At 59.8% G+C, this 25,482-nt stretch carries 26 protein-coding genes and 1 tRNA gene; 8 read left to right on the forward strand and 19 right to left on the reverse strand.

What is annotated here, in order from left to right; genetic code table 11:
• The first annotated feature begins 154 nt into the window (after positions 1-154).
• Positions 155-919 (forward strand): 30S ribosomal protein S2, encoded by a 765-nt coding sequence (gene rpsB, locus V3C85_RS10875; protein WP_331795096.1) that lies wholly within the window; start codon positions 155-157, stop codon positions 917-919.
• A gap of 81 nt (positions 920-1,000) precedes the next feature.
• On the forward strand, positions 1,001-1,909 hold the full coding sequence (tsf, locus tag V3C85_RS10880) for a translation elongation factor Ts (protein WP_331795097.1): 909 nt from the start codon (positions 1,001-1,003) through the stop codon (positions 1,907-1,909).
• 382 nt (positions 1,910-2,291) lie between these two features.
• Here tsf and V3C85_RS10885 read toward each other — a convergent pair whose 3' ends face one another.
• The 17 genes from V3C85_RS10885 to V3C85_RS10965 form a co-directional block, all read right to left on the reverse strand.
• Entirely contained in the window at positions 2,292-3,080 is a 789-nt protein-coding gene (locus tag V3C85_RS10885; protein WP_331795098.1) for a helix-turn-helix transcriptional regulator, read from the reverse strand.
• A 91-nt stretch (positions 3,081-3,171) separates the two neighbouring features.
• Positions 3,172-4,926, reverse strand: a complete 1,755-nt coding sequence (locus V3C85_RS10890) for a SulP family inorganic anion transporter (RefSeq protein WP_331795099.1) — start codon at positions 4,924-4,926, stop codon at positions 3,172-3,174.
• Between the two features lie 90 nt (positions 4,927-5,016).
• Positions 5,017-5,706 carry a ribulose-phosphate 3-epimerase gene (gene rpe, locus V3C85_RS10895; protein ID WP_331795100.1) on the reverse strand — a complete coding sequence of 230 codons (690 nt, stop codon included), beginning with the start codon at positions 5,704-5,706 and terminating at the stop codon, positions 5,017-5,019.
• Positions 5,707-5,861: 155 nt separating this feature from the next.
• A tRNA-Arg gene (locus V3C85_RS10900) sits at positions 5,862-5,938 on the reverse strand.
• Positions 5,939-5,984: 46 nt separating this feature from the next.
• The gene (locus tag V3C85_RS10905) at positions 5,985-7,205 is read right to left on the reverse strand and encodes a cysteine desulfurase (RefSeq protein WP_331795101.1); all 1,221 of its coding nucleotides are present in this window, start codon (positions 7,203-7,205) and stop codon (positions 5,985-5,987) included.
• Between the two features lie 2 nt (positions 7,206-7,207).
• Positions 7,208-7,792 carry a YIP1 family protein gene (locus tag V3C85_RS10910; protein WP_331795102.1) on the reverse strand — a complete coding sequence of 195 codons (585 nt, stop codon included), beginning with the start codon at positions 7,790-7,792 and terminating at the stop codon, positions 7,208-7,210.
• Between the two features lies 1 nt (position 7,793).
• Positions 7,794-8,270 carry a YIP1 family protein gene (locus tag V3C85_RS10915; protein WP_331795103.1) on the reverse strand — a complete coding sequence of 159 codons (477 nt, stop codon included), beginning with the start codon at positions 8,268-8,270 and terminating at the stop codon, positions 7,794-7,796.
• Positions 8,271-8,279: 9 nt separating this feature from the next.
• Entirely contained in the window at positions 8,280-9,566 is a 1,287-nt protein-coding gene (locus tag V3C85_RS10920) for a SufB/SufD family protein (RefSeq protein WP_331795104.1), read from the reverse strand.
• The gene (gene sufC, locus V3C85_RS10925; protein ID WP_331795105.1) at positions 9,566-10,321 is read right to left on the reverse strand and encodes a Fe-S cluster assembly ATPase SufC; all 756 of its coding nucleotides are present in this window, start codon (positions 10,319-10,321) and stop codon (positions 9,566-9,568) included. Before sufC ends, V3C85_RS10920 begins: the two co-directional genes overlap by 1 nt.
• Before the next feature lie 25 nt (positions 10,322-10,346).
• Positions 10,347-11,243 (reverse strand): FkbM family methyltransferase, encoded by an 897-nt coding sequence (locus V3C85_RS10930; RefSeq protein ID WP_331795106.1) that lies wholly within the window; start codon positions 11,241-11,243, stop codon positions 10,347-10,349.
• 42 nt (positions 11,244-11,285) lie between these two features.
• Positions 11,286-11,813 (reverse strand): hypothetical protein, encoded by a 528-nt coding sequence (locus tag V3C85_RS10935; protein WP_331795107.1) that lies wholly within the window; start codon positions 11,811-11,813, stop codon positions 11,286-11,288.
• A gap of 99 nt (positions 11,814-11,912) precedes the next feature.
• Entirely contained in the window at positions 11,913-12,500 is a 588-nt protein-coding gene (locus V3C85_RS10940) for a hypothetical protein (protein WP_331795108.1), read from the reverse strand.
• Positions 12,493-12,804, reverse strand: coding sequence for a heavy metal-binding domain-containing protein (locus V3C85_RS10945; protein ID WP_331795109.1), 312 nt, complete (start codon positions 12,802-12,804; stop codon positions 12,493-12,495). Before V3C85_RS10945 ends, V3C85_RS10940 begins: the two co-directional genes overlap by 8 nt.
• Positions 12,801-12,983 carry a hypothetical protein gene (locus V3C85_RS10950; RefSeq protein ID WP_331795110.1) on the reverse strand — a complete coding sequence of 61 codons (183 nt, stop codon included), beginning with the start codon at positions 12,981-12,983 and terminating at the stop codon, positions 12,801-12,803. The genes V3C85_RS10945 and V3C85_RS10950 overlap by 4 nt, the downstream gene beginning before the upstream one ends.
• Positions 12,980-14,488 (reverse strand): Fe-S cluster assembly protein SufB, encoded by a 1,509-nt coding sequence (gene sufB / locus V3C85_RS10955; RefSeq protein ID WP_331795111.1) that lies wholly within the window; start codon positions 14,486-14,488, stop codon positions 12,980-12,982. The genes V3C85_RS10950 and sufB overlap by 4 nt, the downstream gene beginning before the upstream one ends.
• A gap of 40 nt (positions 14,489-14,528) precedes the next feature.
• Entirely contained in the window at positions 14,529-15,575 is a 1,047-nt protein-coding gene (locus V3C85_RS10960) for a cysteine desulfurase family protein (protein WP_331795112.1), read from the reverse strand.
• On the reverse strand, positions 15,572-16,033 hold the full coding sequence (locus tag V3C85_RS10965) for an Rrf2 family transcriptional regulator (protein WP_331795113.1): 462 nt from the start codon (positions 16,031-16,033) through the stop codon (positions 15,572-15,574). The genes V3C85_RS10960 and V3C85_RS10965 overlap by 4 nt, the downstream gene beginning before the upstream one ends.
• 172 nt (positions 16,034-16,205) lie before the next feature.
• On the opposite strand from V3C85_RS10965, the gene V3C85_RS10970 reads away from it, so the two are divergent.
• The 4 genes from V3C85_RS10970 to V3C85_RS10985 all read left to right on the forward strand — a co-directional run bounded on the left by V3C85_RS10970 (position 16,206) and on the right by V3C85_RS10985 (position 19,626).
• The gene (locus V3C85_RS10970) at positions 16,206-16,865 is read left to right on the forward strand and encodes an alpha/beta hydrolase (protein ID WP_331795114.1); all 660 of its coding nucleotides are present in this window, start codon (positions 16,206-16,208) and stop codon (positions 16,863-16,865) included.
• Complete coding sequence (locus V3C85_RS10975) at positions 16,866-17,135, forward strand: hypothetical protein (protein ID WP_331795115.1); 270 nt, start codon at positions 16,866-16,868, stop codon at positions 17,133-17,135.
• Positions 17,132-18,292 carry an HD domain-containing protein gene (locus V3C85_RS10980; RefSeq protein WP_331795116.1) on the forward strand — a complete coding sequence of 387 codons (1,161 nt, stop codon included), beginning with the start codon at positions 17,132-17,134 and terminating at the stop codon, positions 18,290-18,292. The genes V3C85_RS10975 and V3C85_RS10980 overlap by 4 nt, the downstream gene beginning before the upstream one ends.
• A gap of 119 nt (positions 18,293-18,411) precedes the next feature.
• Positions 18,412-19,626, forward strand: a complete 1,215-nt coding sequence (locus tag V3C85_RS10985; RefSeq protein ID WP_331795117.1) for an NADP-dependent isocitrate dehydrogenase — start codon at positions 18,412-18,414, stop codon at positions 19,624-19,626.
• 57 nt (positions 19,627-19,683) lie between these two features.
• On the opposite strand, the gene V3C85_RS10990 is transcribed toward V3C85_RS10985, so the two are convergent.
• On the reverse strand, positions 19,684-20,493 hold the full coding sequence (locus V3C85_RS10990) for an FkbM family methyltransferase (RefSeq protein ID WP_331795118.1): 810 nt from the start codon (positions 20,491-20,493) through the stop codon (positions 19,684-19,686).
• 143 nt (positions 20,494-20,636) lie between these two features.
• On the opposite strand from V3C85_RS10990, the gene V3C85_RS10995 reads away from it, so the two are divergent.
• Together V3C85_RS10995 and typA are read left to right on the forward strand one after the other, a co-directional pair.
• The gene (locus V3C85_RS10995) at positions 20,637-21,239 is read left to right on the forward strand and encodes a YitT family protein (protein ID WP_331795119.1); all 603 of its coding nucleotides are present in this window, start codon (positions 20,637-20,639) and stop codon (positions 21,237-21,239) included.
• A 71-nt stretch (positions 21,240-21,310) separates the two neighbouring features.
• Positions 21,311-23,128, forward strand: coding sequence for a translational GTPase TypA (gene typA, locus V3C85_RS11000; RefSeq protein ID WP_331795120.1), 1,818 nt, complete (start codon positions 21,311-21,313; stop codon positions 23,126-23,128).
• 141 nt (positions 23,129-23,269) lie between these two features.
• Here the strand turns inward: typA and V3C85_RS11005 are convergent, their stop codons facing one another.
• The gene (locus V3C85_RS11005; protein WP_331795121.1) at positions 23,270-25,429 is read right to left on the reverse strand and encodes a TRAP transporter permease; all 2,160 of its coding nucleotides are present in this window, start codon (positions 25,427-25,429) and stop codon (positions 23,270-23,272) included.
• Positions 25,430-25,482 lie beyond the last annotated feature (53 nt).

Below are 25,482 nucleotides of genomic sequence, written 5' to 3' on the forward strand. Positions count from 1 at the left end.
CTGACCTGCCAGCCCTTGCCATGGCTGCGCACACATTATAAGGACGCGGCACTTCACAGGCAAAGCTTGGGCCCGTCGGGGAGAAATCCCGAATGGTCCGCCGGTTGGGGGGAAACCCTCGCATGGCTTTGCTGAGGCGCAAACCGGAAAGGAAATGGACATGGCGCTCCCCGAGTTTTCCATGCGTCAGCTGCTTGAAGCTGGCGTTCACTACGGCCACCAGACTCAGCGCTGGAACCCGAAGATGGGTGAATACATCTACGGCGACCGTAACGGCATTCACATTCTCGACCTGACTCAGACTGTTCCGATGCTGGATCAGGCCCTGAAGGTCGTGCGCGACACCGTCGCCAAAAACGGCCGCATCCTGTTCGTCGGCACCAAGCGTCAGGCCCAAAAGCCGATCGCCGAAGCCGCTGAAAAATGCGCGCAGTTCTACATGAACCACCGCTGGCTGGGTGGCACGCTGACCAACTGGAAAACCGTTTCCCAGTCGATCCAGCGTCTCAAGCAGATTGACGAGATCATGGCGGCAGGCGGCGAAGGCCTGACCAAGAAAGAGCGTCTGAACATGGAACGCGACCAGGCAAAGCTGCAAGCTTCGCTGGGCGGTATCCGTGAAATGGGCGGCACCCCGGATCTGATCTTCATCATCGATGTTGGCAAGGAAGATCTGGCCATCCTCGAAGCCAAGAAGCTGGGCATCCCGGTTGTGGCCGTGGTTGACACCAACTGCTCGCCCAAGGGCGTGGATTATGTGATCCCCGGCAATGACGACGCAGCCCGCGCGATTGCGCTGTATTGCGATCTGGTGGCCCGTGCGGCGCTGGATGGCATGTCGGCCCAGATGGGTGCGGCTGGCGTTGATCTGGGTGCGCTGGAAGCAGCCCCCGTGGAAGAAGCCGTCGCCGAAGCCTGATCAGGCCGGGCGGACTGTCTTCTGTCTGTTACGCGGCGGGGGTAATGCCCCGCCGATCCATTCGAAATTCAGGAGTCTGCTATGACAATCACCGCTGCAATGGTGAAGGAACTGCGCGAAGCGACTGGCGCAGGCATGATGGATGTGAAAAAGGCCCTGACCGAGGCCGCTGGCGACATGGAAGCCGCCGTTGACTGGCTGCGCACCAAGGGTCTGGCCAAGGCCGCCAAAAAGGCTGACCGCGTTGCTGCCGAAGGTCTGGTTGGCGTGGCTGTGACCGATGGCAAGGGCGTTGCGATCGAGATCAACTCGGAAACCGACTTTGTGGCCAAGAACGCCGATTTTCAGGCATTGGTGCGCGATGTCGCCAATATCGCCCTGACCACCGGCGACTCGGTCGAAGTGGTGAAAGCCGCGCATTTGAACGGCAAGACCGTTGAAGAAGTGATCAACGAGGCGATTGCGCGCATCGGCGAGAACATGAACCTGCGTCGCATGCATGTGCTGGAAGGCGAAACGGTTGTTTCCTACGTTCACAATGCTGCCGCTGATGGCATGGGCAAGATCGGTGTGCTGGTGGCCCTGAACGGCCCGGCCGACAAGGCCAAAGAGATCGGCAAGCAATTTGCGATGCATATTGCTGCGACCTCGCCCCTGTCGCTGTCGGAAGCCACGATGGACCCGGTTCTGGTTGAGCGTGAGCTGACCGTGCAGACCGCAAAGGCACTGGAAGAAAACGCAACTTCGGCCAAGCCGAAGCCCGAGCAGGTTATTCACAACAACATCATCCCGGGCCGCATGAAGAAATTCCTGGCGGAAAACACCCTGATGGGCCAGGCCTTCGTGATCAACCCCGACCTGACGGTCGAGCAGGCTGCAAAAGAAGCCGGCGTTGAGATCACCGGTTTTGCCCGTGTGGCCGTTGGCGAAGGCATCGAGAAGAAGTCGGAAGACTTTGCCGCAGAAGTTGCCAAGGCCCTGCAAGGCTAAGATCTTGGGGAAATCCCATGGAAAGGGGCGGTCGCAAGACCGCCCTTTTTCATTGCCCGCGGTGCAGGCAAGTGTGGCCAGGCGTTTCAAGACGAAAAAGCGGCCCACCCAAAAGGGTGGACCGCCCCTGCGCCGGGCCTATGGGGATGAGGACAGGGCGCAAACGATGTTCTGCCAGTCACGCCGAAATAAGCGCGACTGCCAGAGTTTACAGGGCAAAAGGGGAAATTTCGCCCCGGCAGACACGCAGTTGGCATGTGCATGAAAATACATCACACACCACCCGCTGTTCCAAAGCCCTAAGGCCACCACGATTGGAACATGACCAAGATGCAATTTTGACTGACGCTAGGTAAGTCAGGATTTCCCTACCAGATTACAGTCACTTAAGGCTTGCCCCGGCACCGTTATGATGTGCAGGCCGCTGAAAGATAATGTTCAGCAAAGACGCCTTTGCAACCGCCTGAGTCGTCGTCTCAACGCAAAGCGCCTCTCGGGCAAGGCGCAGGTGTTTTTCGACCATCGCGGGCGAAACCTGCATCAGCATGGCAACATCCTGCGTGGTCTTGCCGTCTGCCACCCATTCCAAAGCCTGCCTCTGCCGCTCGGTCAGGCTGCGCTTAGCAGCCGGTTGCGGCAGCAGGATCAGTTTCAGGTGCATCATATGGGCGACGGCAAGAATTTCGTCGCGTCGCGCCTCCCATATGGCCTCTACCTGCGCATGGGACATACCGGGATTGGCCAACAGCCCCAAAGCACCTTTGGACCGCGTTGTGGTTTCCGGAAAGCTGACCGAGATCCCCGCGGTCACGCCCATGGCTGCATTCTGTTCGACGGCTTGCTTTTCCTCGGGCGTCAGCTTGCCCGATTCATAGGCCTCTTTCACCCAGGCCCATGTGCAGGCACCAGAATTGGCGACGGCCCATCGATAGACGGGAGTCTTGGCGTAAAGACCGTTATGAAAGTAGCGCCGAGCATATTCAGCATCCGCAGTGGTCAGAAAGATGGCATCATCCGGGTCACCAACACTGCGGTCATGCAAGAAACGAGTGAACCCGTAATTCATCCGTTCAAAGCCAAGGGGGCGAAAAAACTGCCCCGCAAGGTTCCAGACTTCATCCACAGAGGTGCCTTCGGCAATGTGTGTCAGAAGCGGCAGAACGGCCGTCATGTCCATCCCCAGAGTGTCTAAAAGCTGATGATCTCTATCCCCTAAACCAAACTGTAAACCCATCTGACCATCCGGTCAAAGGTTGATCCACCTATGTGACTTTGGCGGTGTTTATCCGGGGCAGGGTGCGTGTCTGGCGCGTCAGATCAGGGGCAAGCGCCTGCATCGCGTCATATTGCGTCAAATGCACAAAGCCCGTCAGATCGTCAAGAAAATGGGTCTTTTGCAGCCTGTCCATGACCGGGCCTTTCACCTCGGCCAGATGCAGGCGCACGCCAGCGTCCTTAAGCCGGGCGTTGATTGCCTCAAGGCTTTCGATGGCGGAACTGTCAACATCATTGACGGCCACGCAATTCAGCACCACCGCCTTGATCTGCCGATTGTCGGCCACATGCGCCATGACCGTATCTTCCAACCAACGCGCATTCGGGAAATACAGCGCCTCATCCACCCGGATCGACAAAACTTCGGGCACCGTCACCACATTATGGCGCAGGGTATTGCGGAAATGTTCGGTTCCGGGCACTTGGCCGATCACCGCGACATGCGGGCGCGAGGTGCGCCACAGATGCAGCAAAATCGACAGACCAACACCGGACGCAATCCCCTGTTCCACCCCAACGCCCAGCGTAATCAGAATGGTCACCAGCATGGCGGCCGCATCGGCGCTATTGACCGCAAAGGTGCGCTTGATCGCGGGCAGATCAACCAACCCCAGCACCGCAACAATGATTGTGGCGGCCAGCGTGGCCTTGGGCAGATGATACAGCAGCGGCGTCAGGAACAAGGTGGCAAGGGCCATGCCGATGGCGGTAAAGGCCCCGGCCGCCGGGGTTTCGGCACCTGCATCGAAATTCACCACAGATCGGGCAAAGCCCCCCGTAACCGGAAAGCCGCCCGACAGGCCCGCGCCAAGGTTTGACATGCCCAAGGCGACCAGTTCCTGATCGGGGTCGATGCGTTGCCGCCGCTTGGCCGCAAGGGTTTGGGCAACCGAAACGGTTTCAACATAGCCCACCAGCGAGATCAGCGCCGCAGGCAGCAAGATCGCGGCCCAAAGGTCAGGGTCCAGCGGGGGCAGGGCGGGTGTGGGCAGGCCCGAGGGCACGTCACCCACCAGACTGACGCCGCGATCGCCCAGACCAAAGGCCCATGCCGCCAGCGTTGTCAGGGCCACAGCCGCCACCGGGGCCGCGCGCACCAGCACCGACGTTAATCCGGGCGAAACACGGTATTTCGCAAGCGTGCCTTTCAGGCGACTGCGCGACCACCACAGGAACGCCACGGCAAAGCCCCCGATGAGTGCTGTGAAGATGTTGATATCTTGCAGGTTTTGGGCAAGCCCCAGCAGCACTTCGGGCAAGGTATGGCCTTCCACCTTGATCCCCAGCAGGCTGGGCACCTGGCTGGTGGCAATCAGAATGCCCGAGGCACTGATAAAGCCCGAAATCACCGGGTGGCTCAGGAAATTGGCAATAAACCCCAGCCGCAGCAGACCCATCGCCAGCAGCATCAGGCCCGAAGCCACAGCCATGGCAATCGCGGCCCCCAGATATTCTGGCGTTCCACCTGCGGCAATCTTGCCGACCGCCGCCGCCGTCATCAAGCTGACCACAGCCACAGGCCCCACGGCCAGCGTGCGTGACGTGCCGAACACCGCATAAAGAACCAGTGGCGCGATCGAGGCATAAAGCCCCACTTCGGCCGGAAGGCCAGCCAGCAGCGCATAGGCCAGTGACTGCGGGATCAGCATGATCGTCACGATGACCGCCGCCACAAGATCATTGGTCAGGACTGTGCGGTTATAGGCCGGCAGCCAGTCAAGAATGGGGAAAAACCGTTTCATTGCGCGCTCCGTTATGGGGGCGGCATAGCCGAGCGCAGAATGTATTGCAAGTTATGAATATGTGAGCAACCCTTTGGGGCAGGGCGCAGATCAGCCCATGGCCGCCGTGGCCGCAGCCCGGATTGCAGCGATGTTGCGGCCATAAACCTGCGGTGTGTCGACCGATCCACCCGAAAACACGGCCGACCCCGCCACCAGCACATCCGCGCCCGCCGCAGCCACCAGTGGTGCGGTTTCGGTCGTCACACCGCCGTCGATTTCGATGTGGATCGGGCGGTCACCGATCATGGCACGCAGCGCTTTCACTTTCTCGACCTGGCTGTGAATGAACTTCTGCCCGCCAAAGCCGGGGTTGACCGTCATCACACAGATCAGATCGACCATATCCAGAAGATAGGGCAGCTGGTCCAATCCGGTGCCCGGGTTCAGCGCCAGACCGGCCTTGGCACCCGCGGCGCGAATGGCCTGCAAGGTGCGGTGAATATGCGGTCCCGATTCCAGATGCGCCGTAATCACATCCGCGCCAGCCTTGGCATAAGCCTCGATATAGGCATCAACCGGCGAGATCATCAGATGCACATCCATGACACCTTTGATGTGCTTGCGGATCGCTGCACAGGTGGCGGGCCCAAAGGTCAGGTTCGGCACGAAATGCCCATCCATCACATCGACATGCACCCAATCGGCACCTTGCGCCTCTATGGCGCGGCATTCAGCGCCAAAGTTTGCGAAATCGGCGGAAAGGATGGACGGGGCAATCTTGATTGTGCGATCAAACATGGGGGCCTCATACGGTTTTGCGCTGCATACAAGGCTTGGGGCCTGCGGTCCAGCCTGTGCAATATTTTACATAATATGGATTATAGGATTTACGGACATTGTGAATAAGACCCACACCCTGTTGGGCACGGAAGCGTAATTCTTGAATGGGAAGCTGGCGCACCCAGCACGATTCGAACGTGCGACCTTTGCCTTCGGAGGGCAACGCTCTATCCAGCTGAGCTATGGGTGCGTTGGCCCTGCTATAGCGACAAGGCGCAGACACTGCAACATCGGTTTTAAGCGAAAAGCTCGTGACACAGCTCAAGCGCCGAAATCAGCGCATCCACCTCGGCCTCGGTGTTATACATGGCAAAGGATGCGCGGCACGTCGCGCCAACCCCCATGTGATCCATCAACGGCATGGCGCAATGCGTTCCGGCGCGCACCGCGATGCCGCGTTTGTCCAGCACGGTCGAGATGTCATGGGCATGGGCCGCGCCTTGCAGCGTAAAGCTGAAGATCGCCCCCTTGGTTTCCGAATTCCCTTGCACATTCAACCAGTTCAGCCCCGCCAGTCGGCTGCGGGCATAATCGCGTAGCTGCTGCTCATGCGCAGCGATCCTGTCCATCCCCAGCCCCATCAGATAGTCCAGCGCCACGCCCATGCCGATCTGCTGCACGATGCCCGGTGTGCCCGCCTCAAATTTCATCGGGGCGTCATTATAGCTGACGGTATCACGCGTCACTTCGCGGATCATGTCGCCCCCGCCCAGGAAGGGCTGCATTTCGGCCATCCTCTCAGGCCGAATGAAGATCGCCCCAGAACCGCTTGGTCCGTATAGCTTATGTCCGGTAATGGCAAAGAAGTCGCAGCCTATGGCCTGCACATCAATCGGCATGTGAACCGCCGATTGCGACCCATCCACCAAGACAGGAACACCCTTTTCCCGTGCCGCTTTGCAGATGCTGGCCACATCCACCACCGTGCCCAGAACATTCGACATCTGGGTGATGGCCACCAGCTTGGTCTTTGGGCCGATGGCTGCAATCACCTCGGCCGGGTCAAGATCGCCATTGGCATCACAGTTCACCCATTTCAGCACCACGCCCTGACGTTCGCGCAGAAAATGCCACGGCACGATATTGGCGTGATGCTCCATCACACTTAGCACAATTTCGTCACCTGCCTGCAACCGTGGCGCGGCCCAGGCATAGGACACCAGATTGATGCCTTCTGTCGTGCCCGAGGTGAACACAATGTCATCTTCACTGGGCGCATTCAAAAAGCGCGCAACGATGCCGCGAACGGCCTCATACTTGTCGGTGGCAAGGTTCGAAAGATAGTGCAAGCCCCGGTGAACATTGGCATATTCCAGTGAATAGGCCTGCGTGATGGCATCGATCACCACCTGCGGCTTTTGCGCCGAGGCACCGTTATCCAGATAGACCAGCGGCTTGCCGTTCACCTGCCGGGACAAGATCGGAAAATCGGCGCGCACACGGTTGACATCAAACATGGTCAAACTCCTGCCCCGACAAAGGGCAACATGAGGAAAGCCAGCAGAAACACGACCGCCACCATGGTGGCGATCACCCCGAAAAAGACCCGCAGCGCCGAACCAAAGCCGTGAAGTTCGGCCCCGAAGTGGCTGATCAGCCAGAAATAAAGCGCAACAGACGCAAGTCCAATGATTGATGCCAAAGGCGGCACCAGAACAATGGCCACCAATTGCAACAGCTGCGGCAAGATCAGGATCAGCTGCAAGACCACGATCAGGATCAAGCTGTCGGCAAAGCTGCCCTGCCCACCCCGCCAACGCCCCACGGCGAACAGCAACACAGCCGCGGCCAGGTTGAACACCAGATCCAGCAAAACCGTGGTAAACGGCGTAATGCCTGGAAAGGCAGCGTCACCAGCGGCATCTGCGGGAAACAAGCCCAGATACAGATGCACCGTGATGGCCGAAACGATGGCCGCCAGCACCAGACCCATCCAACGCACGGGCATGGGCAGATCAGCGGCAATCACCTTGCGGGCCGCCTGACGCGGTTCTTGCACGCAAAAGCGGGCAAATTCCAGGCCAGCGGAAAAGGAAAAGGTCACTTCAGTGCTCCGTTTCATACAGCATCGACAGCCACAGGTAAAAGAAGGCAACCCCCACCAGCAGCGTTGTCGCACCATAGGCTGCGCCCTGCCCGATCATGCCCGCGACCAGACCTTGCAACAACATCAGCGGGCTGACAGTTGCCAAGGCCCAGAACAGGGAAATCCGCGCCGAATACCAACTGCCCTGCCCGCCCATCAACCGCGCCGTCAGGCGGCTGACGGCGGCCAGGATATACCAGAACGGCAGTGTTGCCAGCACCGCAAAGGCGCGGGCCAGAATCCGTGGGGCTGCCGAAGGCTCGCCCGCCAGAAACGCCTCGCGTGACGCTTGCGGCCATTGCCCCACAAAGGCAACCACCAAGAACACCATCAGCAAGGTAAAGGCGAAAGGCTCTGACACCCCGCGGGCCAGATGCCTGCGCACCGAAGCCCGCGGATTGCGCCAACTGGCGACGATATCGGTGGTCACCGCCATGTGCTGATCCTAGTGCTCATGCCGGTGCAGCCAGCCTTCCAGCCGCGAACGGATGTCTTCGGCGATGTCTTCATCCTCGACCTCTGCAATCGCCTCGGCCAAAAAGGCCAGAACCAGCAGCGACGTGGCCACAGGCTTGGGCACGCCCCGCGATTGCAGATAGAACAGCGCCGTTTCGTCAATCGCGCCCGAGGTGGAGCCGTGGCTGCATTTCACATCATCGGCATAGATCTCAAGCTCGGGCTTGGCCAGAAACTGACTGTCATCATCCAGCAGCAGTGATTGGCTGATCTGATAGCCATCGGTCTTTTGCGCCTTTTGACGAACCAGAATCTTGCCCTGAAACACCCCGATCGCGCCGTTTTTCAGCACTTTCTTGAACACCTGGCGGCTTTCGCAGCGTTCTGCCGCATGGGTCACGAACACCGTATCGTCATGCAGAAAATCGCCATCGCCAACCGCGGCACCCGCCAGATGGGCCACACCATCGGCACCGACCAGTTCGACAAAAGCCTCGTTCCGGGTCAGGCGGCCATTTGCGGTCAGGGTAAAGGATTTGAACAAGGCCCCTGCCCCGATGCACGCAAAGATATGCGTATGCGCGCGGCGTTCGTGATCGCGCCCTTGGGCACGAATGTGGTGGAACCGCGCATCCTTGGCGACCTCAACCTCCATCACCTTGGTAAAGCGCGCCGCCGCCGGGCCGTCTTCCAGCACGGTCAATTCGGCGCCTTCCTCCAGCTTGAGGCAATGGTGCAGAATGGCGTCCGACTGCTCGTCCTTGTGCTGATAGATCAGCGACACCGGCTTTGCGGCCTTGCCCGTCACCCGGATCAGAACCCCATCGGTGGCAAAGGCCGTGTTCAGCGCCGCCATCGGGCGGGCCACCGGCTCTTGTCCGCGGGTCTCAAGCACACCGTAAATATCGCGCGCCCAGTGCAGATCGGTGCCAGCCAGATCGGCCAGACGCACGATCTCGACCCCCGCCATCTCTGGCGGATCAGATTGCGTGGCATCAAACACGCCGTCCACAAAGACCAGTTTCAGCCGGTCAATGCTGTCAAACAGCGGGGCTTCGTCTTTGGCGTCAAACAGCGCAGCCTTCGGCGCCACCGGGGCCGTCAATGCCGACGGGTCGGTATAGCGCCAGTATTCATCCCGCTTGACCGGGGCACCCATGGCCGTCAGCCGCGCCAAGGCGTCTGTCCTTGCCTTGCCCAGCCAGCCGGACGCATCGAACGAAAGCCCCGCGATCCGCGCCGCCAGCAGGTCAGATTTCGCTTGCGGCAAGGCCATCACTGCACCTCCGCCAGAATATCGGCATAGCCGTTCTGTTCCACTTCCAACGCCAGTTCCGGCCCGCCCGTCTTGATGATCCGGCCCGCCGCCATGATATGCACCACATCAGGTTTGATGTGATCCAGCAGGCGCTGATAATGGGTGATCACCAGAAACGACCGGCCCGCATCGCGCAGTGCGTTCACGCCTTCTGACACCAGTTTCATTGCATCGACGTCAAGGCCCGAGTCGGTTTCATCAAGGATGCACATCTTGGGTTCCAGCATCGCCATCTGAAGAATCTCGTTGCGCTTCTTCTCCCCGCCCGAGAACCCGACATTGACCGGGCGCTTCAGCATATCGGCGTCAATCTTCAGCGATTTGGCCTTGGCCCGAACCACTTTCAGAAAATCACCCGCCGACAGTTCTTCTTCGCCACGCGACTTGCGCTGCGCATTCACCGCAGTGCGCAGGAACGTCATGTTGCCGACACCCGGAATTTCCACCGGGTATTGAAACGCCAGAAACAGGCCTGCAGCCGCGCGTTCTTCGGGTTCCATCTCCAGCAGTTCTTCGCCTTCCAGCGCCGCTGACCCATCGGTCACCTCATAGCCATCGCGGCCCGCCAGAACATAGGACAAAGTCGATTTGCCTGACCCGTTCGGCCCCATGATCGCATGCACTTCGCCCGCCTTGATCGACAGATCGACACCGCGCAGGATGACCTTGTCCTCTTCCTCAAGTTTGACGTGAAGGTTCTTGATCTCAAGCATATTTCTCTCCTGCATCAACGGGCCGTCAGGCCCGGGCGTGATAGTTTGCCGGCAACAGCCGGATGTATTCATCCAAGATGGCCTCGTCGATTGCCCCGCGCTCGACCAAATGGTCAAGGCAACGCAACACAAGGTCAAGCGAGTCAAAGACCATATCCGCAAGCAGTGCCAGACAGGTCCATTGTGGAACGCTGATCAGATCGGGCCGAGCGATATCCCGTATATAGATCGCATCGGCATCAACCATCTGATTGCGCATCATTGCCGGACGCAATTGGCCCATGCGGCTGGAACTGAGCCGCACCACCGCCCCCGGTAAGATCTTATGCAGCATAAAGCCCCTGCTGCGCAGATGCAGGTCAACATCGCCCATCATCGGCTCATCCGCGTAAAGCCGGAAGAACCGCAGTTCCGGCATGACCGCGACAGCATCAGACAAGGTATTGCTTCCACCAGACAGTATATCCAGTTCCGAGCCTTGTGCGTCGATCTTCACCATATCAGGCTTTGGCAGGTCTGACAGAGCGTCCAAGGCAGATGTGGTCAGCGGAATCTCGGCCACCACTTCGGTCGCGGGCGCCCAATGACCCAAGGCTGCTATCTGGCCCGGATCTGGCTTGAACAGAGAGGCAAAACTGCCATTCGCTGTCAGATAGAACGTCGCCTTGCCTCCTGCCGCCACCGCTTTAGGATGGTAGATCTCATTCCTCCGGGCGCCAGATTGCAGCTTTGCATAGGCATCGGCCCCTGGCTCAAAGCCGTGGATTTCGGCAAGATCGGCGTCGCGCAGCGCGGCATAGGGGGGCACATTCGCAGGGTTTGCCCCAACATCCAGAATACGCAATTTACGCCCCAGCGGCAGGCTTTCGCCTAAGAACCGGCTATGTGCGGGCAGCCTTTTCAGGGCTTGGTCAACAGACATCGCCCCCCCTATACGCAGGTGAGGCCGATTGTGATGCATGATTTACATCAAAGACAGGCTCATGCCGCGAATGACAACCGAAAAAGGTTCTGTGCTGGACAATACGGCCCCCGTCCAGATCGGTGAGAACAGGGTGTCGAACACATGGGGTGCCGCGTGAACCAGATTGTGCAGGCCCACGGTGCCCATCAACACGCCCGAAGCGTGTAAGCCGATCAGCCCCTCGCGGTTTGAATACAGGCGTTTGCCCAGCCAGATGGCCAGACACAGGGCCAGAATGCCGATCAGCCCCTGATCGTTCATCGGATCGCCCGGCAAAGGTGTATCCAGCCCCAGCCAATAGCGCATCATGACAACCGCCACCACCGACAGCACACCCAAGGTCACGGCCCATACCCGGCCCAGACCAAAGCCAAGGTTTTCCAGCAGATTGGCCTGCTTGGGCGCCTTGCGCCGCGGCGCGATCACATAGCTTTCGTCCATACCCACGAACAACGTGTTTCGGGTGCTGCCGATTCCCGCCTCGATGCGCGCCAAACGGTCGCGAAACTCGTTGGTTTGTATGGTCATATGCGCCTCCGGTGCCGTCAGACAGGTCCGACGCACAGGCTGCCGTGCAACCATGGCAAGAATAAGAAGGCGCGATGTCGATTTTCAGCATGGCGGCCCCTATTGCGGTTTCAAGAACCAGCCGATCACCCAATCCAGCCGTTCGGCCGGCACCGGGGTCGGGGCAATCAGGAATTCAGCCATTCGCCCATGCAGGCGCAACGGGCGAAACATCTGTTCAATCTGATGATAAGCCGGGCGATCTGCGTAATCATCCACCAGCACCGTCACCGGGCGGGTGATGCGAAACGCCGTGGCCAGCAAACAGGCTGGGCGAAAGCGGCCATCCACCAGAACCACATCGGGATGCTCAAAATCATCGCGATCCCAGACCGACAGCGCATAGCCCGGAAAGTTCCGAAAGGCCTTGGCCCCGGTCGGGGCACCCCATTTTCCGGTGGGGCCAATCTGGCCATGGTGTAACAGAACCCTGCCCTTGGGCGGATGTGCCGCAAACCACTGACGCATGCCATCAAGCCAGGACGCATCGCTTTCGACGGAAAATACCGTTTTGCCAAGGTCAGCCGCCACCACGGTTGACCCGCCCGACCCATATTCCAGGATCACCGAAGCCGCACCATAGGCACCGGCCAAGGCCGCCGCCTCGGCTTCGGGCATGGTCAGAACGGGGCGGGCACTGTCAGCCAAGGCGCACCGCCGTGCCACTGGCAGAAACCATCAGCATCTGGCCAATCACTTCGTAATCCAGATCAACGCCCACAACGGCATTGGCCCCCAAAGCGCGGGCTTTGTCCTGCATTTCGGTCAGGGCAGTTCCACGCGCATCGGCCAGCTTGGCCTCATAGGCGCCCGAGCGGCCGCCGATGATATCGGTGACGCTGGCAAACAGGTCGCGCACGATATTCGCGCCCATGATCGCCTCGCCCGCCACGATGCCTTTGTATTCGGCAATCTGATAGCCTTCGACACTTGGGGTCGTGGTCACGATCATGATTTGCCTCCACGCTCTTTGACCAGTTTGACAGTGCCCAGCACCGCAAACATCAGCAGGCCAAACATCACCATCGGGGTAAGGATCGCCTCACGCGGCCAGCCGAACACCCAGGTCATGCCAAGGCCCCAAAGGACCATTGCCACCAAAGTCTGCAAGGCCACGCCGCGCCAAGTCACCCCACGCTTCCTTCCAGCGAAATCGCCACAAGGCTTTGTGCCTCCATCGCGAATTCCATCGGCAGGGCTTGCAGCACCTCTTTGCAGAACCCGTTGACCACCAGGGCCACGGCCTCTTCTTCATCCATCCCGCGGCTGCGGCAATAGAACAACTGGTCGTCATCCACCTTGCTGGTCGTCGCCTCGTGCTCGACCCGGCTGCTGTTGTTCTTGACCTCGATGTAAGGCACCGTGTGCGCCCCGCATTTGTCGCCGATCAGCAGGCTGTCACATTGGGTATAGTTGCGGCTGTCCACCGCCTTTGGGTGCATCGACACAAGGCCACGATAAGTATTCTGTGCGCGGCCCGCCGAAATGCCCTTGGACACGATGCGCGATTTGGTGCGCTTGCCCAGATGGATCATCTTGGTGCCGGTATCGGCCTGCTGGGCATTGTTGGCAATGGCGATCGAATAGAACTCGCCCTGGCTGTCATCCCCGCGCAAGATGCATGACGGGTATTTCCAGGTGATGGCCGATCCGGTTTCCACCTGCGTCCACATCACCTTTGACCGGTCGCCCCGACAATCGGCGCGCTTGGTCACAAAGTTATAGATGCCCCCCTTGCCGTTTTCATCGCCCGGATACCAGTTCTGCACAGTCGAGTATTTGACCTCGGCATCTTCCAGCAGCACGAGTTCCACTACGGCGGCATGCAATTGATGGGTGTCGCGCTTGGGTGCGGTGCAGCCTTCCAGATAGCTGACATAGGATTTCTTGTCGGCAATGATCAGCGTGCGCTCAAATTGCCCGGTGTTTTCGGCGTTGATGCGGAAATAGGTGCTCAACTCCATCGGGCAGCGCACGCCTTCGGGGATGTAGACGAACGAGCCGTCCGAAAAAACGGCTGAATTCAGCGTGGCGAAATAGTTGTCCGATTGCGGCACAACACTGCCAAGGTATTTCTTGACCAGGTCAGGATGCTCTTTGATCGCCTCGCTGATCGAGCAGAAGATCACCCCCGCCTTGCGCAATTCTTCCTTGAATGTCGTGCCCACCGAAACCGAGTCGAACACGGCATCGACCGCCACCTTGCGCTCGCCCTCGGGGCTTTCCACCCCGGCCAGCAGCATCTGTTCTTTCAGCGGAATACCCAGCTTGGCATAAGTGGCCAACAGCTTGGGGTCCACCTCATCCAGCGACTTGGGCTTTTCGGCCATGCTTTTGGGTTTGGCGTAATAATACTGATCCTGATAGTCGATCTTGGGATAGCTCAGCATCGCCCAATCAGGCTCTTCCATCTTCAGCCAACGCTGATAGGCCGCCAGCCGCCACTCCAGCATCCAGTCCGGCTCGCCGTTCTTTTCGCTGATCAGGCGAACGATGTCTTCGGACAGGCCCTTGGGGGCATAGTCCATCTCGATATCGGTTTCCCAGCCGTATTTGTACTTGCCGGCCATCGCCTGAACGGTTTCGATCGTTTCCCGATCAACGCCTTCACGAACTTCGGTTTCAAGTACAGCCATCGGCTTCATCCTTATCGATCAAGGGCTTGCGCCCGTTGTTTCATGCAGCGCGCGACCGCGCCTTGGCATAGGCTGCGCACCAGATATCGGCAAACCTGCCCACATCGTCGCGCGTGACGCCGGGGCCGATCGAGATACGGATGGCTTGTGCCGCCGCAGCCTCGTCAAAGCCCATGGCCGTCAGAACCTTGCTGGCCCGAACCTTGCCGCTGGAACAGGCCGAGCCTGCCGAAACAGCATAGCCCGCCAGATCCATCGCCATCACCTGCGTCTCACCTTTCCAGCCGGGGGCGATGACACAGACAGTGTTCGGAAGCCGCTTGGCCCCTTTCCCGACTGAAATAGTATTGTTTGCGGCAGACGACAATGCTGAATCTAGAATATTTCTAATCTCAGCCACCTCATCCCAGACACCATTGGCCAGATCACGGGCCGCAGCCTCGGCCGCGGCGGCAAATCCGGCCATGCCGATCAGATTTTCCGTGCCCGCACGGCGCCCCATTTCCTGCCCGCCGCCGCGTAATTGGGGCGTCACATCCAGCCCACGCCGCAGCACCAGCGCACCAATGCCCTTGGGCCCGCCCAGTTTATGCGCACTGACAAGGCCCATGTCACAGCCCAGCCAGTTAAAGGCAAACGGCACCTTGCCAAAAGCCTGGGTCAGATCGCTGACCGCCACACCCGCAGGCAGATCTTGCAGCACCCCGGTTTCTGAATTGGCCAGTTGCACCACAGCGCGAGCCGGATCGGGCACAGCCACCGCACCTTGGGCCGTCACCGCAAGCGTCGGCGCACACCAGGCCGCCACGGCCTCATGCTCAACCGCGGCACAAGCCAGCCCCCGGCCCGCCAAGGCCAGGGCCGCCGCCTCGGTCGCGCCGCTGGTAAAGACGATATCGGCGCCGTCGGCCCCCAAGGCCTCGGCAATCTTGGCGCGGCTTTTCTCCATCAGCGCCTTGGCGGCCCGCCCCTCGGCATGAACCGAGGACGGGTTGCCCACCACATCCATCGCCGCCACCATCGCCGCCCGCGCCTCGGGGCGCAGGGGCGTGGTGGCGTTCCAATCCAGATACAGCCTTGGCCTCATTCCTCATCCACCACGCGAAACAGCGCCGGAACGGCCGGGCAAGGCTGCATCTCGTTATTCACCACATCCGACAACCGGGTCTGGTGCAAGAACACATAGACATGCGCCGACAGGCCCTGCCACAGCCGGTTGGTCAGGCTTTGCGCCCGGCTGCCCGAGACAGCGCCCGACGCCCCTGCCCCGGTATGCATCGCATCCACCGTCTCCTCGACGGCCTGCATCACCTCGGTGATCCGAATGTCCGACGGGCTGCGCGCCAACTTATAGCCGCCCCCGGGGCCGCGCACGGCATCCACCAACCCGGCCCTGCGCAGCTTGACAAAAAGCTGCTCAAGGTAAGGCAGCGAGATATCCTGCCGTTTCGAGATTTCGGCCAGCGACACCAGATCGTCGCCTTTCGCCATGGCCAGATCGGTCAGTGCCACCATGGCATAACGGCCTTTGGTCGAGAGTTTCATCAGCAAACCCCGGATTTGGCCCCAGTTGGGCCGCAAAGTGATTGACGGCAGGCCAAGGGGCCATTACCTGAAACCGACCCCGTGGGTGGCACAGCCGCCCCATGGAACGCTACTAGTTATGCCGGGCGACAGCGTCAAGAAATCGCTCGCAGAAAGCACAGGCAGGATACATATGCCCGAAGTCATCTTCGCTGGCCCCGAGGGCCGCCTTGAAGGCCGTTACCACCCGCAAAAGGAAAAGGACGCGCCGATTGCCATCGTGCTGCATCCGCATCCAGCCTATGGCGGCACCATGAACAACAAGGTGGTGTATAACCTGCACTACGCGTTTTACAATCTGGGCTTTACCGTGCTGCGGTTCAATTTCCGCGGTGTGGGGCGCAGCCAGGGCGAATATGATCAGGGCATTGGCGAATTGTCGGATGCGGCCAGCGCGCTGGATTACCTGCAATCAATGAACCAGAATGCCAAGCATTGCTGGGTTGCCGGCTTCAGCTTTGGCGCCTGGATCGGGATGCAGCTTTTGATGCGCCGGCCTGAAATCACCGGCTTCATCTCGGTCGCGCCGCCGGCCAATCTGTATGACTTCTCGTTTCTGGCGCCCTGCCCGTCTTCGGGCCTGATCATCAACGGCACGGCCGACAAGGTGGCCCCGCCCAAAGATACCAAATCGTTGGTCGGCAAGTTGCATGAACAAAAGGGCATCACCATCACCCATACCGAAATTGAGGGGGCCGACCACTTCTTCAAGGACGAAGAGGCACATATGAAACCGATGATCGACACGGTTTCCGATTATGTCCGCCGCCGTCTGGGCGAAGTGAGCCGCTAAATGGCCGACTTCATTCAAGACCTTGCCGATGGTCTTGCCCGCGATGTGCTGGAAGGGTCAAAGGAACTGGAGGATCTGTTCTTTTACGAACAGGTGTCCAAGGTGATCGGGGCCTCGTCCCCCACCTTGCAAGAGGCGTTCATGACCTCGATCCGGATCCGCCTTGCCGAAAAGCGCGGGCGCGAATTCCTGAACAAGGCGTTGCAGGCCAAGCGGGATGGGGCAAAGCTGCCCGAACCCCCGCGAGAGGCTGAAAAGGGCGGGCATTGACCGCCCGTCTTGATCAGCAATTCGCCTTTCTGAACACGGCCGACCGGCTGAAACAGGTTGATCGTGCCAATGTTCTGATGAACAACACCCGGCCCGAAAACAGTGCCGAACATTCGTGGCATCTGGCGCTTTGGGCCTTGGTGATGCCCCTGCCGCAGGGTGTTGACCGCGACCGCGTGATTGCCATGCTGCTGGTGCATGATCTGGTCGAGATTGACACCGGCGATCATCCCATTGATCTGCCCCATGATCTTGATGCCCTGCACCGGGACGAGGCGCGCGCCGCCAAGCGCCTGTTTGGCTTGCTGCCCGGCGATCTGGCCGCGCCCCTTTTGGCGCTGTGGCAAGAGTTTGAGGCCAACCAGACCCCCGATGCGCAGGCCGCCAAGCGGTTGGATTACAGCCAGCCGATGTTTCAGGTGCTGCATGGCCAACCACCGCGCCCTGATCATCTGGATGTGGTGCGGATGAACCTGACCAAAGGCCGCGCCGCCCCCCTGGCCCAAGACTGGCCTGCCATTCACGCCCGCGCCACCGCCCTGGCGGCAGGCAAGCCCGCGCCAGATGCCCCTGATCTGGCCGCACGTCTGGCCTTTCTGGCCGAGGCCGATCGGCTGAAATCGGTTCTTCGCGCCACCACGCTGGTTGATGGGTCGCGCTGCGAAAACTCGGGCGAGCATTCGTGGCATCTGGCCGTTTATGCCCTTGTGCTGGCCGATCAGGCGGATAAGGCCGTCAATATCCAGCGCGTTATCCGAATGCTGCTGATCCATGATCTGGTTGAAATCGATGTGGGCGATGTGCCGATTCATTCGGCCAATGGCGCGGCCCATGCCAGTGCCGACACCCAAGCCGCCGAAGCCGCGGCCGCCGACCGTATCTTTGGACTGCTGCCCGCCGACACCGGCCCCGCCCTGCGCGCCCTTTGGGCCGAGTTTGAGGCCAGTGAAACCCCAGACGCCATCTTTGCCAAATCGCTGGATCGGGTTCAGCCCGTGATGGCCAATCTGATGTCGGGGGGTGGCACATGGATCACCTATGCCGTCACCTATGATCAGTTGCAAAGCCGGGTTGGGCAAAAAGTGGCCCGGGGCGCACCCGGCCTTTGGCTGTGGGTGCAGGCACAGCTGCGCCCGTTCTTTGCCGTCTCTGCCTAAAAGCGCATCACGGCCCACGGACAAGATCAATTTTCAGTATACAATCGCATACCGTTCTGGCGCAGCGGCCTCTTTTACGCTATAGCGGGCGCAGAGATTCCACCGTGAAAGGGTGAACCATGACGAAGATCAAGGTCGCAAATCCCATCGTCGAGATGGACGGCGACGAGATGACCCGCATCATCTGGGACTTCATCAAGAAAAAGCTGATCCTGCCCTATCTGGATGTTGACCTGCTGTATTACGATCTGGGCATCGAAGAGCGCGATCGCACCGATGACCAGATCACCATTGATGCCGCCAACAAGACCAAAGAGGTCGGTGTGGCCGTCAAATGCGCCACCATCACCCCAGATGAGGCGCGGGTCGAGGAATTCGGCCTGAAGCAGATGTGGCGCAGCCCCAATGGCACGATCCGCAACATCCTTGGTGGCGTGATCTTCCGCGAACCGATCATCTGCAAGAACGTGCCCCGCCTTGTGCCGGGCTGGACGAAACCCATCGTCGTCGGCCGCCACGCCTTTGGCGACCAGTATCGCGCCACGGATTTCCGCTTTCCGGGCAAGGGCAAGCTGACGATGAAATTCGTGGGCGAAGATGGCACAGTGATCGAGCGTGAGGTTTTTGACGCCCCTGCCGCCGGGGTGGCGATGGGGATGTATAACCTTGATCAATCGATCCTCGATTTCGCCCGCTCGTCGCTGAACTATGGCCTTCTCAAGGGCTATCCGGTGTATCTTTCGACCAAGAACACGATCCTCAAGGCCTATGATGGCCGCTTTAAGGATCTGTTCCAGCAGGTCTATGAGCAAGAGTTCGAAGAGGCCTACAAAAAGGCGGGCATCTGGTATGAACACCGGCTGATCGATGACATGGTTGCCAGTGCGCTGAAATGGTCAGGCGGATACATCTGGGCCTGCAAGAACTATGATGGCGATGTGCAGTCAGACACCGTGGCTCAGGGCTTTGGCAGCCTTGGCCTGATGACCAGCATCCTAATGACGCCCGATGGCAAGGTTGTCGAGGCCGAGGCCGCCCACGGCACCGTCACGCGCCATTATCGCCAGCACCAGCAGGGCCAGCAAACCTCGACCAATTCCATCGCGTCGATCTTTGCCTGGACCGGCGGGTTAAAGCACCGCGCCACGCTGGATGACAACGCGGCCCTGATGACCTTTGCCACCACTTTGGAAAAGGTCTGCGTGCAAACTGTGGAAGACGGCTGGATGACCAAGGATCTGGCCCTGCTGGTGGGCCCCGATCAGAAATGGCTGACCACGATGGGCTATCTGGAAAAGGTCGATGAGTATCTGAACAAGGCCTTGAAAGGCTGACATGACAAAGGGCCGCGTCCATCACGCGGCCCTTTTCTTTGGGATCGGGGTGGCAGCTTATTTGCGGGCCGTAAACACCTGATCATTCGGGCCGATCTGCACGGCGCTGTAGCCAAAGCCTTCAAGGAATTTGACGATCTCGCCAGAGACCGGATCGCGCGGCATCATTTCAAGCCACAAGGCCGGCTTTTTGGCTTTGAGGATCTTCTTTGCACCTTGCAAGACATCCAACTGCATGCCGTCGGCATCAATCTTGATAAAGCCCAAGGACTTCATCTCGTCACCATCCATCAGATCATCCAGCGCCACCATCGGAACCGCCCCATCTTTGGCCGGTGTATAGGCCGTGCTGCCAAGATTGCGCGGGTTAAAGCGGGCCACATCGCCCCGGCCCGATTTCGCACCCACGAGGCAGTTATAGGCCAAGGCATCGGTCAGCCCGTTCAGTTCCAGGTTCCGGCACAGGGTGGCATAGACATTGGCCTGGGGTTCAAAGGCCAGCAGTTGCTTGGCCCCCAACACCTTGCCAAAGAAAACCGAATGATTGCCGATATTCGCGCCGATGTCGCAGACAGTGGTGGTGGCATCAATCAGCTTCATTCCCTGAATCGTGGCCAGCAGCCGCCCTTCATAGAACGAACGCGTTTTCAGGATCATGCGCTGCACATAATCATCCTGAGCATTGGGCAGCGACAGGCTGATTTCCTGATTTCCGCCATGGGCAAAGCGCAGGACATGGCCCGCATCCAACAGGCCAATGCGTTGCAGCATCAACTGCTCTTCCATCAGCTTCAGCATCAGGTCCAGCTTTCCCGACAGTTCGGTCATATCCGCCGACGGAGCGTCAAACGGAAGGTTCTCGATCACTTCAAGGGGCTTTTTCGCTTGCATGGGTTGCCTCGTCTGTTCTGCGATGATCGCTTGTATTGTTGGAAATATCGGGCCAATCGGGCGAGATTAAGACAAAATCAAGGATAGACAGGTCAGCAAATCTGCCCTAAATCGCCTGCATGACCCTACCCGCCCGCCATACAAAACTGGAAGATCTGCAAGGCCTTGGCCTTGGAGTGTTTCTGTGCGCCTTTGCCCTGCAATTTCTGACCTATGCAGGGCTGATCACGGGCCAGACCGCAGGCATTGCGGTGATCTTGTCCTATATCACGGGTTGGTCATTCGGGGCCGTGTTCTTTGTGATCAACATCCCCTTCTATGCCCTTGCCTGGCTGCGGCTTGGGCCACAATTCACTGTGAAATCGCTGATCTCGGTCACGGCGCTGTCGGTGATCACCGAAGTTCTGCCGCAAGGCTTTGCCATTGCGCATCTGGAAACACCGCTGGCGGCTGTAATCTTTGGCTGCCTGACGGGGGTGGGCCTTTTGGTCATGTTCCGCCACAACGGCTCGCTTGGGGGGCTGGGTGTGGTGGCGTTGTTGATGCAAGACAAGCTGGGCCTGCGCGCGGGCTATGTGCAACTGGCGGCAGATGCGGTCATCTTTTCGGTGGCGCTGATGCTGTTTGATTGGCCGATTGTGCTGTGGTCTTTGCTGGGGGCGGTGATCGTGAACCTGATCATTGCCATCAACCACCGCCGTGATCGTTATATCGCGACGTGACGACTGGCCAAACCGGCGCAAACAGGCTATGGGCGGCCCAACATCATATTTCCTTACGAAAGTGACCTCCGATGGAGCTTCGCAACATCGCCATTATCGCGCACGTCGACCATGGCAAAACCACGCTCGTTGACGAGCTTTTGAAACAATCGGGCGCCTTCCGCGAAGGTCAGGCCGTCAGCGAACGGGCGATGGACAGCAATGACATCGAGCGTGAGCGTGGCATCACCATTCTGGCCAAATGTACCAGCGTCGAGCATGCGGGCACCCGGATCAACATCGTGGACACCCCCGGCCACGCCGATTTTGGCGGCGAGGTCGAGCGGATCCTGAGCATGGTTGACGGCGTCTGCCTGCTGGTCGATGCCGCCGAAGGCCCGATGCCGCAGACCAAGTTCGTGCTGGCCAAGGCGCTTGCCCTGGGGCTGAATCCGATTGTGGTTCTGAACAAGGTGGACAAGCCGGATGCCGAGCCTGATCGCGCCCTGAATGAGGTGTTCGACCTGTTCTCGAACCTCGGCGCCAATGACGATCAGCTTGATTTCCCTTATGTTTATGCCTCGGGCCGCTCTGGCTGGGCAGACAATGAACTGGATGGGCCGCGCAAGGATTTGTCGGCGCTGTTTGATCTGATCGTCAATCATGTGCCTGCGCCCAAACAGATTGCACGCACCGCCGAGCCGTTCCAGATGCTGGCGACCACCCTGTCGGCCGATCCGTTCATCGGCCGCATCCTGACGGGCCGAGTCGAGGCGGGCACGCTGAAAGTGGGTGCGCAACTCAAGGCCATGACCCGCACGGGCGAGCGGATCGAACAGTTCCGTGTGACGAAGATTCTGGCCTTCCGCGGTCTGTCGCAACAGCCCATCGACGAAGCACAGGCTGGTGACATCGTGACCATCGCCGGCATGACCAAAGCCACCGTGGCTGACACGTTGTGTGATCCGTCGATCGACACCCCGATCCCGTCGCAACCCATTGATCCGCCAACCATTACCGTCACCTTTGGCATCAACGACAGCCCGCTGGCGGGCCGCGATGGCAGCAAGGTGCAAAGCCGTGTGATCCGTGACCGGCTGATGAAAGAGGCCGAAGTGAACGTCGCGATCAAGATCGCCGACACCCCCGGTGGAGAGGCGTTCGAGGTTTCGGGCCGGGGCGAATTGCAGATGGGCGTGTTGATTGAAAACATGCGCCGCGAAGGCTTTGAGCTGTCGATCAGCCGCCCCCGCGTCATCATGCGCGAAGAGAACGGCGAGCGGTTGGAGCCGGTGGAAGAAGTCGTCATCGATGTGGACGACGAATATACCGGCGCCGTGATCGACAAGCTGACCGGCGAGCGCAAGGGTGATCTGGTCGAGATGAAGCCCGCGGGCGTCGGCAAGACCCGGATCATCGCCCATGTGCCATCGCGCGGCTTGATCGGCTATCACGGCCAGTTCCTGACCGACACCCGCGGCACCGGCGTGCTGAACCGCCTGTTCCACGGCTGGACCCCGCATAAGGGCAGCATTCAGGGCCGCCGCCAAGGTGTTCTGATCTCTATGGAAAATGGCGTTTCGGTGGCCTATGCGCTGTGGAACCTGGAAGACCGGGGCCGCATGTTCATCGGCCCGCAGGAAAACGTCTATGAGGGCATGATCATCGGCGAACACAGCCGTGACAATGACCTTGAGGTGAACCCGCTGAAGGGCAAGAAGCTGACCAACGTGCGCGCCAGCGGCACCGACGAAGCCGTGCGTCTGACGCCGCATATCAAGCTGAGCCTTGAGGAAGCGATTGCCTATATTGATGATGATGAACTGGTCGAAGTGACGCCCAAGATCATCCGTCTGCGCAAGCGGCACCTTGACCCGCATGAGCGCAAGCGTCAGTCGCGCAAGGACTGATCCTGGCCCCGCCAAAGAAAACGCCCCCGGAAAACCGGGGGCGTTTTTTGTTTTGGCCCAAGGCGCGAAGCCTGTGGTTTTGCCGTGGTGTTTGCGTGTCACGGCTGTGCCACATCCGTGGTCACAGCCGTGGTCACAGCCTTAGTCAGACCCGTGGGCAATCGCCCCCGGCTTGACCAGCTTTTTCTGGATCGCCCAGACGATCACCGCCGTGCCCAGACCGATGGCATCGGTCAGATAGCCCGAGTCGATCATCGAGATGGCGGCCATCACCAGCACGCCGCGCAGCACCAGATTCAGCCGGCCGAAGAACCAGCCCTGCACCGCCGACGACAGCAGGAACACCCCAAGCAGCGCGCCGACGACCACATGGATGATGTCCAGCGTTTCGCCCTGCATCAGCAACTCGGGCGACGAGAAGAACATGAAGGGCACCACAAAGGCGGCAAGGCCCATCTTGAATGACTCGACCGAAGTTTTCATCGGGTCAGACTGCGCAATGGCCGCCCCCGCATAGGCGGCAAGCGCCACGGGCGGGGTGATGGCCGACATGACGGCAAAGTAGAAGATGAAGAAATGCGCCGTCAGCGTGTCGATGCCCATGCTGATCAGGCCCGGTGCGATCACCGAAGCGGCCACCGCATAGGCCGCCGTGGTGGGCATGCCCATGCCCAGAACGATGGACACGACCATGGCAAAGAACAAGGCGATGATCTGGTTGTTTTCGGCCAGCCCCAACAGCAAGGACGAAAACCGCGTGCCAAGGCCGGTCAGCGCGATCACCCCCACGATGATGCCCGCAGCGGCACAGACCGCCACCAGTTGCAGCGTCATCTTGGTTGAGATTTCCAGTGCGAACAGGATCTCCTTGACGCCCATCTTGAAGGGCGTGAGCCAGGACACCACCGCCGCCGCCCCCATGGCAAGGGTGCCTGCGCGGATCACCGAATAGCCCATAAACAGCGCGCCGATCAGAATGAAGATCGGGATGAACAAAAAGGCCTGCCGCGCCAGCTTGGCGAATTTGGGCAGCTCTTCACGGGGGATGCCCTTCATGTTGTATTTCTGCGCGGCCAGATCGACGTTGAAATAGACGCTGACGAAATACAGCAGCGCCGGGATGATGGCGGCGATCACGATGTCGGAATAAGCGATGCCGGTGATTTCCGACATGATGAAGGCCCCTGCCCCCATGATCGGCGGCAGGATCTGCCCCCCCGAACTGGCCGCAGCCTCGACCGCGGCGGCGGTTTGCGGCTTGTAGCCCACACGCTTCATCAGCGGGATGGTCAGCGAACCGGTGGCCACGACATTGCCCGCGCTGGTGCCGTTGATCATGCCCATCAGGCCGGATCCGAACACCGCCACCTTGGCCGGCCCCCCGCGACGATCACCCGCAGCGGCAAAGGCGAAGTTGACGAAATATTCCCCCACGCGGCTGGCCTGAAGAAAGGCGGCAAAGGCCACGAACAGGATGATATAGGTCGATGAAATCGCCGTGGTGGGGCCAAGGATGCCTTGGTCGGTGAAGATATAGGTGAAAAAGCGCGTGGTCGAATAGCCCTTGTGATAGAGGATGCCGGGCAACCAAGGGCCGACAAAGCTGTAAAGCACAAAGATGCCCGCGATGATGACAAGGGCAAGCCCCGCCATGCGGCGCGTCAGTTCCAGGATCAGCACGACGCCGACAAGGGCCGCCCACATGTCGGCCTCTTTCGCGAGGGCGGTGCCAGCCCGCAGGCGCAGGAACGGCGCGTGGTAGATGATATACAGCGTGGCCGCGATGGCCGCCATGGCAAGGGCCACATCGGCCAGATCAATACGGGCGCGGCGCGGTTCGGGCAGGAACCAGCCCACCAGCACCACCCATGCCGTGCCAATGGCCAGCGGCAGGCCGAATGTCCAGCGATAGGCCGTGGCAGAGGCCGCCTGATCAACCCCCATATCCGAGATGTAGAACATCAGCACCTGCGCAAGCGCCAAGGTGATCAGCGCCATGCCCGGCGCCAGGATCAGCAGGCGGTTCGTCCGGGCCGGGCCTTCGGTTTCTTCAAACATCAGCGACGAGAACAGCAGAAAGCCGATCACCAGACCACCGCCGACATGGATCAGCCGGTAGGTCCAGGTTTCCAGCGGGTAAAGGTTCATCACCCCGATATGAAAGGCGGTATAGATCACGCACAGCGCAGCAAGGATCAGCCCGGTGGTGCCGATCGGTTTGCGCTGGTTGGCGGAAAAAATCTCATTATCGACGCCGGCCGCGATATCGGGCTGCGGCGCGTCTTGGGTCTGCGCGGTCATGGGCTGTCCCCCCCGGAAAGCGATTGCAATTTTTTTGCAAAAAGGGCGCCCCG

The sequence above is a fragment of the Pseudotabrizicola sp. L79 genome (assembly GCF_036553525.1).
Taxonomy (GTDB): domain Bacteria; phylum Pseudomonadota; class Alphaproteobacteria; order Rhodobacterales; family Rhodobacteraceae; genus Pseudotabrizicola.

Coding starts and splice junctions, on each gene's coding strand:
- typA (WP_331795120.1), top strand. CDS start 21,311: ATGGAGCTTCGCAACATCGCCATTATCGCGCACGTCGACCATGGCAAA.
- V3C85_RS10905 (WP_331795101.1), bottom strand. CDS start 7,205: ATGTTTGATGTCAACCGTGTGCGCGCCGATTTTCCGATCTTGTCCCGG.
- sufB (WP_331795111.1), bottom strand. CDS start 14,488: ATGGCTGTACTTGAAACCGAAGTTCGTGAAGGCGTTGATCGGGAAACG.
- tsf (WP_331795097.1), top strand. CDS start 1,001: ATGACAATCACCGCTGCAATGGTGAAGGAACTGCGCGAAGCGACTGGC.
- V3C85_RS10975 (WP_331795115.1), top strand. CDS start 16,866: ATGGCCGACTTCATTCAAGACCTTGCCGATGGTCTTGCCCGCGATGTG.
- V3C85_RS11005 (WP_331795121.1), bottom strand. CDS start 25,429: ATGACCGCGCAGACCCAAGACGCGCCGCAGCCCGATATCGCGGCCGGC.
- V3C85_RS10995 (WP_331795119.1), top strand. CDS start 20,637: ATGACCCTACCCGCCCGCCATACAAAACTGGAAGATCTGCAAGGCCTT.
- V3C85_RS10945 (WP_331795109.1), bottom strand. CDS start 12,804: ATGATCGTGACCACGACCCCAAGTGTCGAAGGCTATCAGATTGCCGAA.
- V3C85_RS10960 (WP_331795112.1), bottom strand. CDS start 15,575: ATGAGGCCAAGGCTGTATCTGGATTGGAACGCCACCACGCCCCTGCGC.
- rpsB (WP_331795096.1), top strand. CDS start 155: ATGGACATGGCGCTCCCCGAGTTTTCCATGCGTCAGCTGCTTGAAGCT.
- rpe (WP_331795100.1), bottom strand. CDS start 5,706: ATGTTTGATCGCACAATCAAGATTGCCCCGTCCATCCTTTCCGCCGAT.
- V3C85_RS10885 (WP_331795098.1), bottom strand. CDS start 3,080: ATGACGGCCGTTCTGCCGCTTCTGACACACATTGCCGAAGGCACCTCT.
- V3C85_RS10890 (WP_331795099.1), bottom strand. CDS start 4,926: ATGAAACGGTTTTTCCCCATTCTTGACTGGCTGCCGGCCTATAACCGC.
- V3C85_RS10985 (WP_331795117.1), top strand. CDS start 18,412: ATGACGAAGATCAAGGTCGCAAATCCCATCGTCGAGATGGACGGCGAC.
- V3C85_RS10920 (WP_331795104.1), bottom strand. CDS start 9,566: ATGGCCTTGCCGCAAGCGAAATCTGACCTGCTGGCGGCGCGGATCGCG.
- sufC (WP_331795105.1), bottom strand. CDS start 10,321: ATGCTTGAGATCAAGAACCTTCACGTCAAACTTGAGGAAGAGGACAAG.
- V3C85_RS10915 (WP_331795103.1), bottom strand. CDS start 8,270: ATGGCGGTGACCACCGATATCGTCGCCAGTTGGCGCAATCCGCGGGCT.
- V3C85_RS10965 (WP_331795113.1), bottom strand. CDS start 16,033: ATGAAACTCTCGACCAAAGGCCGTTATGCCATGGTGGCACTGACCGAT.
- V3C85_RS10970 (WP_331795114.1), top strand. CDS start 16,206: ATGCCCGAAGTCATCTTCGCTGGCCCCGAGGGCCGCCTTGAAGGCCGT.
- V3C85_RS10930 (WP_331795106.1), bottom strand. CDS start 11,243: ATGTCTGTTGACCAAGCCCTGAAAAGGCTGCCCGCACATAGCCGGTTC.
- V3C85_RS10935 (WP_331795107.1), bottom strand. CDS start 11,813: ATGACCATACAAACCAACGAGTTTCGCGACCGTTTGGCGCGCATCGAG.